Source organism: Massilia sp. YIM B02769, assembly GCF_030411995.1.
In the GTDB taxonomy this organism is placed as follows: Bacteria; Pseudomonadota; Gammaproteobacteria; order Burkholderiales; family Burkholderiaceae_D; genus Telluria.
The window spans coordinates 120,000-136,036 of sequence record NZ_JASNRC010000016.1 but is presented as its reverse complement, the minus strand read 5'-3'; the positions used below and the strand labels follow the sequence as shown (position 1 = coordinate 136,036).

Sequence of the window (16,037 nt, the reverse complement as noted above, 5' to 3'; positions counted from 1 at the left end):
GCCGCGTGCTTTCTCTTCCGGAGCAGCATCGATCTGGTCGTATGCTTTTGCTTCGCCGCCGAATTTCTTCGACAGGACGGTTGCGATTGCTGCGGTCAGGGTGGTCTTGCCGTGGTCGACGTGGCCAATGGTGCCGACGTTGACGTGCGGCTTGGTCCGTTCGAATTTACCTTTTGCCATTTTGATCTTCCTTTAAAAGAACGATTTTACTGTGTTTGTTATTGTAGCCGTGGCGGACACCCGCCACGGCAGATACTGCTAATTACTTCGACTTGGCAGTCACGATCGCGTCGATGACGTGCTTCGGCGCTTCCGAGTAGTGTTTGAATTCCATCGTGTAGGTTGCACGGCCCTGGGTCGCCGAACGCAGCGAGGTCGAGTAACCAAACATTTCCGACAGAGGCACTTCGGCTTTGATGATCTTGCCGCCGCCGCCTGGGATTTCGTCCATGCCCTGCACCATACCGCGACGCGACGACAGGTCGCCCATCACGGAACCGGCGTAGTCTTCCGGCGTTTCCACTTCCACGGCCATCATCGGCTCCAGGATGACTGGCGATGCTTTACGGCAGCCGTCCTTGAATGCCATCGAACCGGCCATACGGAACGCGTTCTCGTTCGAGTCGACGTCGTGGTACGAACCGAAGGTGACGGTGACCTTGACGTCCACGACTGGGTAGCCAGCCAGGACACCGTTGGTCAGGGTTTCGCGCACACCCTTTTCCACCGCAGGGATGTATTCGCGAGGAATCACACCGCCCTTGATGGCGTCGACGAACTCGAAGCCCTTGCCTGGCTCTTGCGGTTCGATGGTCAGGACTGCGTGACCGTACTGGCCGCGGCCGCCCGACTGCTTGACGAACTTGCCTTCGACATCGGTGACTGCCTTGCGGATGGTTTCGCGGTAGGCAACCTGTGGCTTGCCGACGGTCGCTTCGACGTTGAATTCACGCTTCATGCGGTCGACGATAATTTCCAGGTGCAGCTCGCCCATACCACCGATGATGGTCTGGCCCGATTCTTCGTCGGTACGCACGCGGAACGACGGATCTTCCTGTGCCAGGCGGTTCAGTGCCAGGCCCATTTTTTCCTGGTCGGCCTTGGTTTTCGGCTCGACTGCCTGTTGAATCACAGGCTCAGGGAAGACCATCTTTTCCAGGATGATCGGTGCCGAAGGATCGCACAGGGTTTCGCCGGTGGTCGCTTCTTTCAGGCCGACCGCAGCAGCGATGTCGCCTGCACGGACTTCCTTGATTTCTTCGCGCTGGTTCGCGTGCATCTGCAGAATACGGCCGACGCGTTCCTTCTTGCCCTTGATCGGGTTGTAGACGGTGTCGCCCGAATTGATGACGCCCGAGTACACGCGGAAGAAGATCAGCTGGCCGACGAACGGGTCGGTCATGATCTTGAATGCCAGCGCAGCGAACTTCTCGCTGTCGTCGGCCTTACGGGTGACCGGCTGGTCGTCTTCGTCGGTACCGCCGACCGGTGGAATGTCCACTGGCGATGGCAGGTATTCGATGACCGCATCCAGCATTGCCTGAACGCCCTTGTTCTTGAAAGCGGTGCCGCACATCATCGGGACGATTTCGCCCGCGATGGTACGCTCGCGCAGTGCCTTCTTGATGTCGGCTTCCGACAGTTCGCCTTCTTCCAGGTACTTGTTCATCAGGTCTTCCGACGCTTCAGCGGCGGTTTCGACCAGCTTTTCGCGCCATTCGTTGGCCTGATCGACCAGCTCAGCCGGCACGTCGACGTAGTCGAACTTCATGCCCTGCGAAGCGTCGTCCCAGAGGATCGCCTTCATCTTGACCAGGTCGACCACGCCCTTGAAGTTGTCTTCGGCGCCGATCGGGATCTGCAGAGGAATCGGGTTGGCCTTCAGGCGAGCGCGCATCTGCTCGTACACCTTGAAGAAGTTCGCACCGGTACGGTCCATCTTGTTGACGAATGCCAGACGTGGGACCTTGTACTTGTTAGCCTGACGCCACACGGTTTCCGACTGTGGCTGCACGCCGCCGACTGCGCAGTAAACCATGCAGGCGCCGTCCAGGACGCGCATCGAACGTTCCACTTCGATGGTGAAGTCGACGTGGCCCGGGGTATCGATGATGTTGAAGCGGTGCGGCTCGAAGTTGTTGGCCATACCCTTCCAGAAGCAGGTCGTCGCTGCCGAGGTAATGGTAATGCCGCGTTCCTGCTCCTGCTCCATCCAGTCCATGGTAGCGGCGCCGTCGTGCACTTCACCGATCTTGTGGTTCACACCCGTGTAGAACAGGATGCGCTCGGTGGTGGTCGTCTTGCCGGCGTCGATGTGAGCGGAAATACCGATGTTGCGGTAGCGCTCAATGGGGGTAGTGCGTGCCATAATTTTTCCTAAATCTTTGAATGGACAAAACCGGGCAACATTTTGAGATCAAAACGCGCCCGGCCTGAACAACAGATACTGCACGGCCAAGCCCCAAGGGAACCCGGCCATATTTTTAGAAGCGGAAGTGCGAGAACGCCTTGTTCGCTTCTGCCATGCGGTGGACTTCGTCACGGCGCTTCATCGCGCCGCCGCGCATTTCCGCGGCTTCCATCAGTTCACCACCCAGGCGTTGTGGCATGGATTTTTCGCTGCGCTTGTTTGCGGCTTCGCGCAACCAACGCATGGACAGCGCCATACGACGAACCGGACGAACTTCAACTGGCACCTGGTAGTTGGCGCCGCCGACGCGGCGGGACTTCACTTCCACCATTGGCTTGGCGTTGTTGATCGCGGCTGCGAACACTTCCAGCGGGTCCTTGCCCGATTTCGACTGGATGTATTCGAACGCACCGTAGATGATGTTTTCAGCGACCGACTTCTTACCGGACAGCATCAGAACGTTGACGAACTTGGCGACATCGGTGTTACCGAATTTTGGATCCGGCAGGATATCGCGCTTGGGTACTTCACGACGACGTGGCATTTCAATTCCTTCCTATCTTCAGTTGAGTGCTTTTTCAGCACTCGCGAAAGACCCTCATGATCTTTCACTTACTCGGCCTTCCGGCCGGCTCAACTTAACTTTTCAATGTGACCTGTCGATGACAGGGCCGCAGGATTTACTTCTTGGCGCCTGCTTTAGCGCGCTTCGCACCGTACTTCGAGCGAGCTTGCTTACGGTCTTTCACGCCCTGGGTATCCAGTGCGCCGCGGACCATGTGGTAACGCACACCTGGCAAGTCCTTGACACGACCGCCGCGCAGCAGGACAACGCTGTGCTCTTGCAGGTTGTGGCCTTCACCGCCGATGTACGAAATGACTTCGAAACCGTTGGTCAGGCGAACTTTGGCGACTTTACGCAGAGCCGAGTTAGGCTTCTTCGGGGTCGTGGTGTACACACGGGTGCAGACACCGCGCTTTTGCGGGCAGTTTTCAAGTGCCGGCGACTTGCTCTTCACAACCGCAGCAACGCGCGGCTTGCGAATCAGTTGATTGATGGTTGGCATCGTTCCTAATCCAACAAAGTACTACAGTTGATGACCCGAATCGCGCAAAGGCGACCCGGGGACTGAAACCTAGTCCCGTTCCAAGACTGACAGCGGAGGCGACGAAAGCCACTCACGAAAGGAGCGGCTGCGAGAGCGTATACGATTGCCAGAATAAATCGAGAACTCGCGAGTATAGACTTCTCGCAAAGTGTGGTCAACCGGTTTACTGGCAGTGCAGGGAGAGCCTGGCTGAAATGGCCGGTAAACAGGCGGGTTTGTGGTAGTCCTGACACAAGCGGCAATGCCCCGTGGAAGCGCCTTGCACGGCAGGAATAGCTTTTCCGGCGATAAAGATCGGATAATAGCCGACTTTCCTCTGCCGTTCCTGTCCCATGCGTCTGCCCGTGCGTTTGCCGTTGCGTTCATCCCTGCCTCCGGCCACCTTCTACCTCGTGCTGACATACGTGCTGCTGTCGGCGATGCCCTTCTATCCGCTGCTGCTGGGCTTGCCGGTCACGCGTCCGCTGCAGGTGCTGGGCGTCGAAGTCATCGCCTGGATCGCGGCATGGGCCCTGTTCAAGCGGCCGGCCTGGTTCCACCCGCTGCTGCTGCCGGCCTTCCTGGCGCTGCCGACCGAGCTCTATTTATATACCTACTACGGCCAGGGCATCTCGACCCACCACCTCGGCATCATGGCCGAGACCAGTCCACTCGAAGCGATGGAGTTCCTCGGTTCCAAGGCCTGGCTGCTGGTGGCGGTGCTGCTTGGTGTCCTGGCCTGGTGGGCCAGCTGCTGGCGCGCGGCCTGGAAGACCCGGCAACTCGACTGGAACGACAGCTCGCGCTGGGTCGTGCTGGGCGTGCTCGGGCTGGCGGTGGCCGTGTTTGCCTACGAAAAGAAGGTGGGCGTCGCGCCGGAGCCCAAGCCTGCTGCTGCTACCGCCGCGCGCGTGCACCTGGCGGCGGCGGCCAAGCCGGCGGCGTCCGCCACGGTTTCCGCCTCGGCCACAACCTGGACGGCGCCGCGCTTGCCAGGCTGGGCCAAATTGCCGGTCGAGCTGGATGCCTTTGCCCGTTCCTGGCCCTTCGGCCTGGTGGCGCGCGGTGTCGATTTTTACAAGGAACGCCGGTACCTCGCCGACCTGAACCGGCGTAGCGCCGCGTTCCGCTTCGACGCGCGCCAGGGCGACCCGGCGAATGCGCCCGACGTGCTGGTCATGGTGCTGGGCGAATCGGCGCGCTACGACCGCTGGAGCATCAACGGCTACACGCGCGAGACCAATCCGCTGCTGGCCAAGGAAGAGAACCTGGTGCCGCTGCAGGACCTGATCACCTCGGTATCGGCCACACGCCTGTCGGTGCCGGTGATCATTTCGCGCAAACCCGCGATGCAAAGCCTGAAGGATGGTTTCACCGAAAAGTCCTTCCTGACCGCCTTCAAGGAAGCCGGCTACAAGACGTTCTGGCTGTCGAACCAGATCTCCTTCGGCAAGTTCGACACGCCGGTGTCGGTGTTCGCCAAGGAAGCCGACACGGTCGAGTTCCTGAACCTGGGCGGCTTTACTACGCGCTCGAACTTGGACGAGGTGCTGTTCGATCCGCTGGCGCGGGCGCTGGACGACCCGGCCCCGAAAAAACTGATCGTGCTGCATACCCTGGGGAGCCACTGGAATTATGCGCACCGCTATCCGGCCCGGTTCGACAAATGGACACCTTCGCTGCGCGGCGTCGACAAGCCGGTGGTCACCGACGACGCCATCGAGCCGCGCATGAGCAACAGCTACGACAACTCGATCCTGTACACGGACTGGTTCCTGAGCCAGGTGATCGACAAGTTAAGATCGCCGGAAAAGGCGGCGGCCCTGATGTACGTGGCCGACCATGGCCAGACCCTGTACGACAAGTCCTGCGACCTGGCCTTCCACGGCCACAACACGCAATACGAATTCCACGTGCCGGCCTTTGTCTGGTATTCGGACGTGTATGCGGCGCTGTACCCGGCCAAGGTGGAACAGCTGAAACGCCACCGCGCCGCGCGGCTGTCGACCGAGAACGTGTTCCATACGCTGGTTGATCTGGGCGATATCCGCTATCCGGGCGAGCGTTTGGAGTGGAGCATCGCCAGCGCGCAGTGGAAGCGCCACAAGCGCTACGTCGACAGCTATGGCTGGACCGACTACGACAATGCGCGCATGCGCGGCGATTGCCGCGAGGTGATCGACAAGGGGACGCCGCTGCCGCGCAGGTGACGATCGCACTGGCCTGAAACGCTTGATCGGCCGTTGCGTAGGGTGGACGGCTTCGCCGTCCACGCGTTCAATCGCCGTTCGATACCCCGCGATGTGCTTGTGGGCGTGAATGCGTGGCTCCGTAGGGTGGGCGCCCCGTGCCCACGCGTTATGCTTGCACTGCCAACACTGCGCAACGTTCACTTAAGAAGCAATCACCATGCACACGTAACGCGTGGGCACAGAGGCGCCCACCCTACAGCACATGCGCACCCGCTTCGGGCTGGCCCAGGTAAGACTCCAGCCAGTCCGCCACCTTCTTCGCCTTCCCCTCGATCTCCGGCCCGAATCCCTGCGACGCCAGCAGCGCGATACCGTTGGTCTGCGCCAGCACGCCCGGCGCCAGCACCAGGCGGCCCTCCTCGTCGCGGCCGATGCACAGCGCCTCCAGCCGGTGCTCCAGCAGCGACGCCAGCACCAGGTTATGCGACGACACCACCACCTTTGACCGCGCCGCCAGCGTATCGAGCACCGCCGCGCTCGACGCCACCGACTCCACGTGGTTCGTGCCCCTGAAGATCTCGTCGATCAAACAGATACCCGGATGCGGCCCCTCGGCCAGCGCGATCAATTCCTTTGCCCGGCGCAGCTCGGCCATGTACAGGCTCTGGCCCTCCAGCAGTGAATCCTCGTTCTGCATGCTGGCATATACCGGCAGCGCCGGCAGCCGCGCGCGGCGCGCATGGCAGAAGCCGAAGGCCCGCGCCACCACCAGGTTCAGCCCCAGCATGCGCAGGAAGGTGCTCTTGCCGGAACCGTTCGGCCCCGAGATAAAGGCGCCCTTGTCCTTCAATGCCACCGACAACCCGTCCGGCGCCGCCAGCAGCGGATGCACGCCGGCCCCGATCTCGATGGCGCCGCTGCTCCGCTCAGCCCAGCACCATTGCGAGGATGCGAGCAGGCTGCGCGCCAGCGCCAGGTCTGCCTCGAGCTCGGCGCAGGCCAGGTAACAGCCGATCAAAAAATCGCGCTCGGCAAAGACGATGGCCTGGGTCCGGAAGTAGTGCTTCACGTTCGACAGCATGAACCAGTCGCCGTAGGCCCCGCCGTCCTGGCTCATGCGTGTGAACATCGAGCGCGACAGGCGCCCACTCAGTTTGGCGGCGTGCTGGGCGCCCTCGCGCAGTGCGTCCGGCGCCGCCGCGTCGCGGGTGCCGACGGTGCTGCTCGCCAGGAGCAGCATCTGCAGCGTATTCAACGCGCGCTTCCAGGCTTCGACCCGCTCGTGGTAGCGCATCTGCCCGGCGATCAGCAGATACAGGATGCCCGCCGTGGCCAGCCAGGACAAGGGCGTGAGGATGACCCCGGCAATCGAGGCCAGCAGCGCCAGCGGCAGCAGCCAGGTCCAGCGCAGCCAGGCCGGTGCAGGGAGCGCCTTTCCCTCGAACAGCAGGTCCGCCGTTTCGGTATCGGCGTCGCGCAAGGGCCGCAGCGACGCCTCCAGCTGCGTGCGCCGCGCCGGATCGGCCATCAGCGCGCGCAGGCGGTCGGCCTGGTCCGCGCATTCGGCATCGCTGGCGCCGCCGCGCAGGCGCCGGTACAGTCCCTGGCGCCCGAAGATGCTGACGCCCCCGCTCAGGCTCTCGTGGTAGCGCGGCAGCAGCAGGTCGTTCCAGGTCTGGTCGTCGAGCGGTGCATCGCTTGCCGGGGCCACCCGGTGCAGCTGGGCGATGTCGCTGTCGGCGAAGGGGTAGTCGATCGGGGTCGCATCCGGCCAGGCAAGCAGGCTGCGCGCTCCCTTCCTGAACGAGTCGAACAGCGAGGCGGCGAAGGCGGTCATGGTCGTTTCCGGGCAAAGGTGGGAAGTATCCAGGCCTCATCTATGGACAAGTTGACAAAAATCAACAGCAGGCGAGCTCATCCAGTGTTCGTTCCCCCACATACCGCTGTGGGCGTCTCTGGCAGGATGGGTCGACCGACACTTACCCGACGATATCGACACGAAAGGACTGCACGATGAAACGCGCGTTCGCGGCTACCCTGATGGGCCTTGCAGTATCCGGCGCCCTCGCCCAGCAAGGCGACGGCACCCGCTTCGCCACCAACATCAACATCTTCAAGCCCGACAAGGTGGAACCGACCGCCGAGCGCATCCGCGCGATCAAGGCGCCGAGCGGCTTTACGGTGACTGCCTTTGCCACCGGCCTGAAGAACGCGCGCATCATCGCGGTGGCGCCGAACGGCGACGTGTACCTGAGCCGGCGCGACCAGGGCGACGTGCTGCTGCTGAAGGACACCAACGGCGACGGCCGTGCCGACGGCGCCCCGGTCACGGTGGCCAACCGCGCCGGCGCCCACGGCCTGGCGATCCGCGACAACAAGCTCTATCTCATCACCGCCAAGGAACTATTCGTCGCCGACATCAAGACCGATGGCCGCCTGGGCGACCTGAAGATGCTGATCGGCGACCTGCCCGACGCCGGCCAGCACGCCAACCGCACGATCGCCTTCGGCCCGGACGGCATGCTGTATATCAGCGTCGGCAGCACCTGCAATACCTGCAACGAGACCAACCCGGAAAACGCGACCCTGCTGCGCGCCTCGCCGGACGGCAAATCGCGCAGCATCTTCGCCAGCGGCCTGCGCAACACCATCGGTTTCGCCTGGCACCCGCAGACCGGCGAACTCTGGGGCTTCGACCACGGCATCGACTTCCTGGGCGATAACCAGCAGCAGGAAGAACTGAACAAGATCGAGATGGGCAAGCAGTACGGCTGGCCGCACGTCTACGGCGCCGGCGAGATCTACCCGCAAAGCACGCCGGTGGGCGAGATCAGCAAGCAGGAGTGGAAGGCACGCAGCACGCCGATGGTGCTGGGCTATACCGCGCACGCGGCGCCGATGCAGTTCGTCTTCGCCGACAAGAGCAGCTTCCCGACGCAATACCGTGGCGACGCCTTTGCCACCATGCGCGGCTCCTGGAACCGCAATCCCGCCTCGGGCTACGAGATCGTGCGCGTGCGTTTCGAGAATGGGCAGGCGAAAAGCATCGAGCCCTTCGTCACCGGTTTCCTGACCGATGGCGGCAAGACCCACATCGCGCGCCCGGTGGGGCTGGCGTTTGCCAGGGATGGGGCGCTGTTGATGGCGGACGATGCGAACGGCGTGATCTACCGCGTGGCCTATACCGGTTCCGGGGCTTCGGCGCCGAACGGTGCGGCTGCGGTGCCGCCGGCCGGGTCGATGGAGCAGCAGGCGAACAAGGGCAATGGGGTGCCGCTGGCGAACAAGCGGTCTGAGACCCAGGCCTCGGGCGCATTGACGGTGAGCTCGTCCTCGTTCCGCAACGGTGCGGCGATGGATCAGAAGTACAGCGAGTATGCGGACGGCGTGTCGCCGGCGCTGTCGTGGAAGGCGGTGCCGGGGGCGAAGTCGTACGCGATCATTGCCGAGGATCCGGATGCGAAACCGGTCACGCCCTTCGTGCACTGGCTGGCGTGGAATATTCCGGGGAACGTGACCAGCTTGCCGGAGGGCGTGCAGGAGCAGGCGCGGCTGACCGATCCCGAAGGCGTGCTGCAGGGGCGGAATACGCGCGGGTCGCTGGGATATTACGGGCCGAAGCCGCCGGTGGGCGAAGCGGCGCATCATTATCATTTCCAGGTGTATGCGCTGGATGCGATGCTGGAGGTGCCGTTCGGGGCCGACCGCGATACGCTGCTCAAGGCGATGCAGGGGCATGTGATGGCCAAGGGCGAGATCGTCGGGAAGTATGGGCAGAAGCAGAAGCCGCAGAAGTGATGTCGTGTTGAACGGTGGTGTGCGGGCGTTGTCGGGGCTGTTGCCTGTTCTGTTCGTGGTGGGTTGAATCCGCGTGGGCACGGGGTGCCTAGCGCGGCCCGGCCCACCCTACGGTCACCGTTATCGGCGAGATCATGGGAAACCGGACACGTTATCGGCGAGATAATACGAAACGCGGATACGTACGTTATCGACGAGATCATGCGAAACCGGATACGTGGCGTGTCCCGTACGGTGGGCACCCCCGTGCCCACGCGGATCATGCATACGAATAATGGCACAGGCAACAGCCCCGATAACGCCCGCACACCTCGCGAACACACCCGTGTCCGCGTACGCTCGCCCATCCCCGCGCGGACAACGCCGGACACCTCCGTCCGCACTCCCACCCCTGCAAAATCAATGACTTAACTCCTGGCACGGATCATGCAACAACGACCGCATCACGTCGTTACCCGCACACACCATGATCCGCGATACTTCCCACCAGGACGCCGTCGTCACCGCGCCGCCATCCCACAAATTCAAGCGCCCCGCCCTGGTCGCCGGCATCGTCGCCGTCCTGGTCGCCGCCAGCGCCCTGCTCTTCTCCGGCTGGAGCAGGGGCGAGCACTCGGTCAGCGCCAGCCGCCTGCGCATCGCCGAAGTCGGGCGCGGCACCCTGGTGCGCGACGCCTCGGTCAACGGCCGCGTGGTCGCCGCCGTCAGCCCGACCCTGTTCTCCACCGCCCCCGCCATCGTCAACCTGCAGGTGGCCGCCGGCGACACGGTGAAGAAGGGCGACGTCCTGGCCGTGCTCGAATCGCCCGACCTGTCCGACGCCCTGAAGCGCGAACAGTCCACCTATGAACAGCTGAAGGCCGAAGTCGCGCGCCAGCAGATCCTCTCGCGCAAGCAAAAGCTGCTGGCCCAGCGCGAAGCCGATACCGCCGAGATCGACCGCCTCTCGGCCCAGCGCACCCTGGAGCGCTACGACAGCGTCGGCCAGGTCGGCATCATCGCCAAGATCGACTACCAGAAAGCCAAGGACGCCCTGAACTCGGCCCAGATCCGCGCCCGCCACGCCACCCAGGCCGCGAACCTGGAAGGCGACGACGTCGCCCTGGCGATCCGCACCAAGAGCAACGAACTGGAACGCGCGCGCCTGTCGATGGCGAACGCCCAGCGCCGCGTCGACGAGCTCACCGTGCGCGCGCCGGTCGACGGCTTCATCGGCACCCTGAACGTCCAGAACCGCATGGTGGTGGCCGCCAACGCCCCGCTGATGACCCTGGTCGATTTGTCGCGCCTGGAAGTCGAGATCGAAGTCCCGGAAACCTATGTGTCCGACCTCGGCNGTGGCCGCCAACGCCCCGCTGATGACCCTGGTCGATTTGTCGCGCCTGGAAGTCGAGATCGAAGTCCCGGAAACCTATGTGTCCGACCTCGGCCTGGGCATGAACGCCGAGATCACCCTGCCCTCCGGCAGCGCCACCGGCAAGCTCACCGCGCTGTCGCCGGAAGTGGTGAAGAACCAGGTGCTGGCGCGCGTGCGCTTCGATGGCGACCAGCCGAAAGGCCTGCGCCAGAGCCAGCGCGTCACGGCGCGCCTCTTGATCGAGGAAAAGCCGAACGTGCTGATGGTGCAGCGCGGCCCCTTCGTGGAAAACGAGGGCGGACGCTTTGCCTACGTGGTGCGCGACGGCCTTGCGGTGCGCACGCCGATCCGCATCGGCGCCACCAGCATCTCGGCGGTCGAGATCCTGTCCGGCCTGAAGCCGGGCGACCAGGTCGTGGTCTCGGGCACCGACGCCTTCAAGAACGCCGCGCAGGTCGCCATCAACTGAACAACCGATACGAACAAACCCGAAAGGACATCCCATGCTGCGCATGACCAACCTCTCCAAGGTGTACCGCACCCACATGATCGAGACCCACGCTCTGCGCGGCTTCGAGATCGACGTCAAGCAGGGCGAATTCGTCACCGTGACCGGTCCTTCCGGCTCCGGCAAGACCAGCTTCCTGAACATCGCCGGCCTGCTCGAGGAATTCACCTCGGGCGAATACATCCTCGACGGCGTCAACGTGAAAGGCCTGGACGATGCGGCGCGCTCGCGCCTGCGCAACGAAAAGCTCGGCTTCATCTTCCAGGGTTTCAACCTGATCCCCGACCTGAATTTGTTCGACAACGTCGACGTGCCGCTGCGCTACCGCGGCTTCAATGCGCGCGAGCGCAAGGGCCGCATCGAGGACGCGCTGGCCAAGGTCGGCCTGGCCTCGCGCATGAAGCACTACCCGGCGGAACTGTCGGGCGGACAGCAGCAGCGCGTGGCGATCGCGCGCGCCCTGGCCGGCTCGCCGAAACTGCTGCTGGCCGACGAACCGACCGGCAACCTCGATACGCACATGGCGCGCGGCGTGATGGAACTGCTGGAAGAAATCAACGCAGCCGGCACCACCATCCTGATGGTCACCCACGATCCGGAACTGGCGGTGCGCACCCACCGCAATGTCCACATCATCGACGGCCAGGTGTCCGACCTGGTGCGGCACACGCCTTCGCTGGTCGATGCCGGTGCCGCCACCGCCGGCGCGACCGCTTGAGGACACAGCCATGTTCGCCTACTACTTCAAGCTCGGCCTGCGCAACCTGCGCCGCAATCCGGCCCTCACCGCGCTGATGGTGCTGATCCTGGCGGTCGGCGTGGCGGCCAGCGTCTCCACTCTCGCCATCCTGCACGTGATGTCGGGCGACCCGATCCCGGGCAAGAGCGACCGCCTGTTCGTGCCCTTCATCGACAACGGCCAGCCCGACGGCTACGTGCCCGGCGCCGAGCCGGTCGACATGCAGATGGCTTACCCGGACGCGATGAATTTGCTGCGCAAGCACCCGGCCGAACGCGCCACCGCCATGTTCGGCACCGGCATGTCGGTCGAGCCGCCGCGCAGCGACATCCCGGCCTTCCAGGCCTACGGCCTGGCGCCGACGCGCGCCTTCTTCGCCATGTTCGACGTGCCCTTCCTGCACGGCCAGCCCTGGACCGCGGACGACGAGGCGCGCGGCGCGAACGTCGTGATCCTGAACCGCACCGTGGCCGAAAAACTGTTCGGCGACGCCAACCCGGTCGGCCAGCGCCTGATCATGAACCGCGAGCCCTTCACCGTGGTCGGCGTGCTCGGCGACTGGAACCCGATGCCGCGCTACTACAAGCTGATCGGCAGCGGCCCGGCCACCGGCGAGGAATTCATGATCCCGATGGCCACGGCGGTGCGCAAGGAACTCACGCCCTACGGCAGCGTCAACTGCAGCCAAGTGCGCGATCCCGGCTATGCCAGCCTGCTGGCCTCGGAATGCACCTGGATCCAGTTCTGGTTCGAGACCCGCTCGGCCTTCGAGCGCGCCGACCTGCAATCCTTCCTCGAGAACTATGCCGGCGAACAGCGCAAGCTGGGACGCCTGAAGCGCAACGCTCCGATCGAACTATACGACGTGATGGCCTGGATGGAAGTGCGCAAGGTGGTCGGCAACGACACCAAGTTGTCGGCCTGGCTCGCGTTCGGCTTCCTGATCCTGTGCCTGGTGAACACGGTCGGCCTGCTGCTGGCGAAGTTCTCGGCACGTGCGTCGGAAGTCGGCATCCGCCGCGCGCTGGGCGCCTCGCGCCGCGCCATCTTCCAGCAGTTCCTGATCGAGACCGGCGTGATCGGCCTGGCCGGCGGCCTGCTCGGCCTGCTGCTCGCCTTTGGCGCGCTGGCGCTGATCGGCATGCAAAGCCGCAGCATGGCGGCCATGGCGCGCATGGACTGGGAAATGCTGGGGCTGACCTTCGCGATCTCGCTGTGCGCGGCGCTGGTTGCCGGCCTGCTGCCGACCTGGCGCGCCTGCCAGGTGACGCCGGCCATCCAGCTCAAGTCGCAATAACCGTCCACCGATCATAAGAGAGACTGAACATGGAAATCCGACCCATCCTGTCCGCGCTGCTGCGCAACAAGACCGGCCCGATCCTGGTGGCGATGCAGGTTGCGCTCAGCCTGGCGATCCTGGCCAACGCCCTGCACATCGTGAACGAACGGCGCGAAGTGGCGGCGCGCCCGTCGGGACTATCCGACGAAGCCGCGACCTTCTATTTTTCGGTGCGTAACCTGAACCAGGACACGCCGGACCAGATGCTGGCCACCATCAAGCGCGAGCTCGAGGTGCTGCGCGCCGTGCCGGGCGTGGCCTCGGTGGCGCAGGTGTCGCAGATGCCGATGTCGCAAAGCGGCGGCACCACCAGCATCGCCGCCGACAACCGCCAGCAGCGCGAGAGCGGCTACGCCGCGACCTATTTCACGGGCGACTCGATGGTCAAGACCCTGGGCCTGAAGCTGGTGGAAGGACGCGACTTCCACCCGCAGGACATCCCCGAGGTGAACGAGCAGACGAATGCCGAGGTGCCGACCCTGGTGATCGTCACCAGGCCGCTGGCCGACAAACTGTGGCCGGGCGCGCCGGCGGTCGGCAAGACCATGTACTTCGGCACCGGCAGCTCGGCGACCGGCGCCCAGGTGATCGGCGTCGTCGAAGACCTGATCAGCGCCCACGCCGAGATCGGCGAGACCGGCATCTTTTCGCTGATCATGCCGGCGCGCCAGTACGGCAACGGCGGCGCGATGTATGCGATCCGCAGCGAACCGGGCCAGCGCGACCGCGTGATGCAGGAAGCCGAGCAGGCGCTGCGCAAGTCCTCGGCCACGCCGATGATCCTGCGCATCAAGACCGTCGAGGACGACCGCAAGGACCGCTACCGCGCCGATACCGCCCTGTCGTGGATGCTGGTCACCGTCAGCGCGCTGCTGCTCCTGATTACCTGCAGCGGCATCGTCGGCATGGCCACCCTGTGGGTGAACCAGCGCCGCAAGCAGATCGGCGTGCGCCGCGCCCTTGGCGCCAGGAAGCTCGACATCCTGCGCTACTTCATCGTCGAGAACGTGATGATCACCAGCGCCGGCGTCGTTGGCGGCGTGCTGCTGGGCGTAGGCCTGAACGCGCTGCTGGTGTCGCGCCTGGAGATGGCGCGCCTGCCGCTGGTGTACCTGGTGGCTGGGGCCATCGTGTTCTGGGCCATCGGCATCCTGTCGGCCTATGGGCCGGCCTGGCGCGCGGCGAGCATCTCGCCGGCCCTGGCCACCCGCAGTACCTGACGCAGTACAGGACGCGATGCTATGCTGACGGCCATGCCCACTGTACTCATCATTGACGACAACGCCGCCGTCGGCGTCGCCCTCGACGTGCTGTTTTCGCTGCACGACATCGCGGCGCTGCATGCGGCTTCCCCCGAGGAAGGGCTGGCGCTGCTGGCGCGCAGGGGTGTCGAAGGGATCGACCTGGTGATCCAGGACATGAACTTCAGCGCCGACACCACCTCGGGCGAGGAAGGCGTGGCCCTGTTCCGGCAGATCCGGGCGCGTCATCCGGATTTGCCGGTGATCCTGCTCACCGCCTGGACCCACCTGGACGCGGCGGTCGACCTGGTGAAGGCCGGGGCCGCCGACTACCTGCCCAAGCCCTGGAACGACGAGCGCCTGCTGGCCACGGTCACCAATCTGGTGGAACTGGGGCAGGCGAACCGTGCGCTGGCCCAGCGCGTGGGACGCGAACGGCGCGAGCGGCGCGAACTGGAAAACCAGTACGACCTGCGCGGCCTGGTCTGGGCCGACCCGGCCACCGAACGTGTACTGCAACTGGCCTGCCAGGTGGCGCGCGCCGACGTGCCCGTGCTCATCACCGGCCCGAACGGCACCGGCAAGGAACGCATCGCCGAGATCATCCAGGCCAATTCGCAGGTCAGGGACGGTCCCTTCGTGGTGCTGAACTGCGGCGCCCTGCCGTCGGAATTGATCGAGGCCGAACTGTTCGGCGCCGACGCCGGCGCCTACACCGGCGCCTCGAAGGCGAGAGAGGGCAAGTTCGAGGCGGCCGACGGCGGCACCCTGTTCCTCGACGAGATCGGCAACCTGCCGCTGGCCGGGCAGATGAAACTGCTGCGCGTGCTGGAAACCGGCCGCTTCGAACGCCTCGGCTCGAACCGCGAGCGGCAGGTGAAGGTACGCGTGGTCAGCGCCACGAACGCCGACCTGGCGGCGATGATCCACGCCGGCACCTTCCGCGAAGACCTGTTCTACCGCCTGAACGTGATCGAACTGCGCCTGCCGGCGCTGGCCGCGCGCCCCGGCGACATCCTGCCGCTGGCCACGCGCTTCCTGGCGCCGGGCAAGCGCCTCGACCGCGGCGCCGAAAGCGCGTTATTGGCCCATGCCTGGCCCGGCAACGTGCGCGAACTGAAGAACGTGATGGCGCGCGCCAACCTGCTGGCGCAAGGCGAACTGATACACGTGGCCGACCTCGGCCTGCCGGCGGCAGCGGCGCCGGCGCCGGCGCCCGAAGCCGAGCCCGACCGCGACGCGATTATCTCCGCCCTGACGCGCGCCGGCGGCGTGGTCTCGCAGGCGGCGTCCGAACTCGGCCTGTCGCGCCAGGCCCTGTACCGGCGCATGGAGCGCCTCGGCATCGGCAGGAGTGCGTAGGGT

Annotated in this window: 12 protein-coding genes and 1 pseudogene; 8 read left to right on the top strand and 5 right to left on the bottom strand. The window is 64.6% G+C overall.

Annotation, left to right across the window (positions count from 1 at the left end; all coding sequences use genetic code 11):
* The 4 genes from QPK31_RS22970 to rpsL all read right to left on the bottom strand — a co-directional run.
* Positions 1-180: GTP-binding protein (locus QPK31_RS22970; protein WP_290425214.1), on the bottom strand; the 180-nt coding region annotated here is incomplete at its 3' end.
* 82 nt (positions 181-262) lie between these two features.
* On the bottom strand, positions 263-2,368 hold the full coding sequence (gene fusA / locus QPK31_RS22965; RefSeq protein WP_290425213.1) for an elongation factor G: 2,106 nt from the start codon (positions 2,366-2,368) through the stop codon (positions 263-265).
* Between the two features lie 115 nt (positions 2,369-2,483).
* A complete protein-coding gene (rpsG, locus tag QPK31_RS22960) occupies positions 2,484-2,954 on the bottom strand; it encodes a 30S ribosomal protein S7 (protein ID WP_229439569.1) in 471 nt (156 codons plus the stop codon).
* Positions 2,955-3,090: 136 nt separating this feature from the next.
* Complete coding sequence (gene rpsL, locus QPK31_RS22955; protein ID WP_056336781.1) at positions 3,091-3,477, bottom strand: 30S ribosomal protein S12; 387 nt, start codon at positions 3,475-3,477, stop codon at positions 3,091-3,093.
* Positions 3,478-3,875: 398 nt separating this feature from the next.
* On the opposite strand from rpsL, the gene QPK31_RS22950 reads away from it, so the two are divergent.
* The gene (locus QPK31_RS22950) at positions 3,876-5,708 is read left to right on the top strand and encodes a phosphoethanolamine transferase (RefSeq protein WP_290425212.1); all 1,833 of its coding nucleotides are present in this window, start codon (positions 3,876-3,878) and stop codon (positions 5,706-5,708) included.
* A 235-nt stretch (positions 5,709-5,943) separates the two neighbouring features.
* On the opposite strand, the gene QPK31_RS22945 is transcribed toward QPK31_RS22950, so the two are convergent.
* The gene (locus QPK31_RS22945; protein ID WP_290425211.1) at positions 5,944-7,527 is read right to left on the bottom strand and encodes a hypothetical protein; all 1,584 of its coding nucleotides are present in this window, start codon (positions 7,525-7,527) and stop codon (positions 5,944-5,946) included.
* 176 nt (positions 7,528-7,703) lie between these two features.
* Between QPK31_RS22945 and QPK31_RS22940 the strand changes: the two genes are divergently transcribed.
* From QPK31_RS22940 to QPK31_RS22910, 7 genes and pseudogenes are all read left to right on the top strand, one after another.
* Positions 7,704-9,488 carry a YbhB/YbcL family Raf kinase inhibitor-like protein gene (locus QPK31_RS22940; RefSeq protein WP_290425210.1) on the top strand — a complete coding sequence of 595 codons (1,785 nt, stop codon included), beginning with the start codon at positions 7,704-7,706 and terminating at the stop codon, positions 9,486-9,488.
* Between the two features lie 466 nt (positions 9,489-9,954).
* Positions 9,955-10,773 (top strand): annotated as a pseudogene (locus QPK31_RS22935) (HlyD family secretion protein); the annotation flags it as partial.
* Positions 10,774-10,807: 34 nt separating this feature from the next.
* Complete coding sequence (locus QPK31_RS22930) at positions 10,808-11,314, top strand: efflux RND transporter periplasmic adaptor subunit (protein ID WP_290425209.1); 507 nt, start codon at positions 10,808-10,810, stop codon at positions 11,312-11,314.
* Positions 11,315-11,348: 34 nt separating this feature from the next.
* Entirely contained in the window at positions 11,349-12,071 is a 723-nt protein-coding gene (locus QPK31_RS22925) for an ABC transporter ATP-binding protein (protein ID WP_290425208.1), read from the top strand.
* Between the two features lie 10 nt (positions 12,072-12,081).
* Entirely contained in the window at positions 12,082-13,389 is a 1,308-nt protein-coding gene (locus QPK31_RS22920) for an ABC transporter permease (protein ID WP_290425207.1), read from the top strand.
* 29 nt (positions 13,390-13,418) lie between these two features.
* Entirely contained in the window at positions 13,419-14,651 is a 1,233-nt protein-coding gene (locus QPK31_RS22915) for an FtsX-like permease family protein (protein WP_290425206.1), read from the top strand.
* Positions 14,652-14,684: 33 nt separating this feature from the next.
* Positions 14,685-16,034, top strand: coding sequence for a sigma-54 dependent transcriptional regulator (locus tag QPK31_RS22910; protein WP_290425205.1), 1,350 nt, complete (start codon positions 14,685-14,687; stop codon positions 16,032-16,034).
* Positions 16,035-16,037 lie beyond the last annotated feature (3 nt).

Coding starts and splice junctions, on each gene's coding strand:
- QPK31_RS22925 (WP_290425208.1), top strand. CDS start 11,349: ATGCTGCGCATGACCAACCTCTCCAAGGTGTACCGCACCCACATGATC.
- fusA (WP_290425213.1), bottom strand. CDS start 2,368: ATGGCACGCACTACCCCCATTGAGCGCTACCGCAACATCGGTATTTCC.
- rpsG (WP_229439569.1), bottom strand. CDS start 2,954: ATGCCACGTCGTCGTGAAGTACCCAAGCGCGATATCCTGCCGGATCCA.
- QPK31_RS22910 (WP_290425205.1), top strand. CDS start 14,685: ATGCCCACTGTACTCATCATTGACGACAACGCCGCCGTCGGCGTCGCC.
- QPK31_RS22920 (WP_290425207.1), top strand. CDS start 12,082: ATGTTCGCCTACTACTTCAAGCTCGGCCTGCGCAACCTGCGCCGCAAT.
- QPK31_RS22940 (WP_290425210.1), top strand. CDS start 7,704: ATGAAACGCGCGTTCGCGGCTACCCTGATGGGCCTTGCAGTATCCGGC.
- QPK31_RS22915 (WP_290425206.1), top strand. CDS start 13,419: ATGGAAATCCGACCCATCCTGTCCGCGCTGCTGCGCAACAAGACCGGC.
- rpsL (WP_056336781.1), bottom strand. CDS start 3,477: ATGCCAACCATCAATCAACTGATTCGCAAGCCGCGCGTTGCTGCGGTT.
- QPK31_RS22945 (WP_290425211.1), bottom strand. CDS start 7,527: ATGACCGCCTTCGCCGCCTCGCTGTTCGACTCGTTCAGGAAGGGAGCG.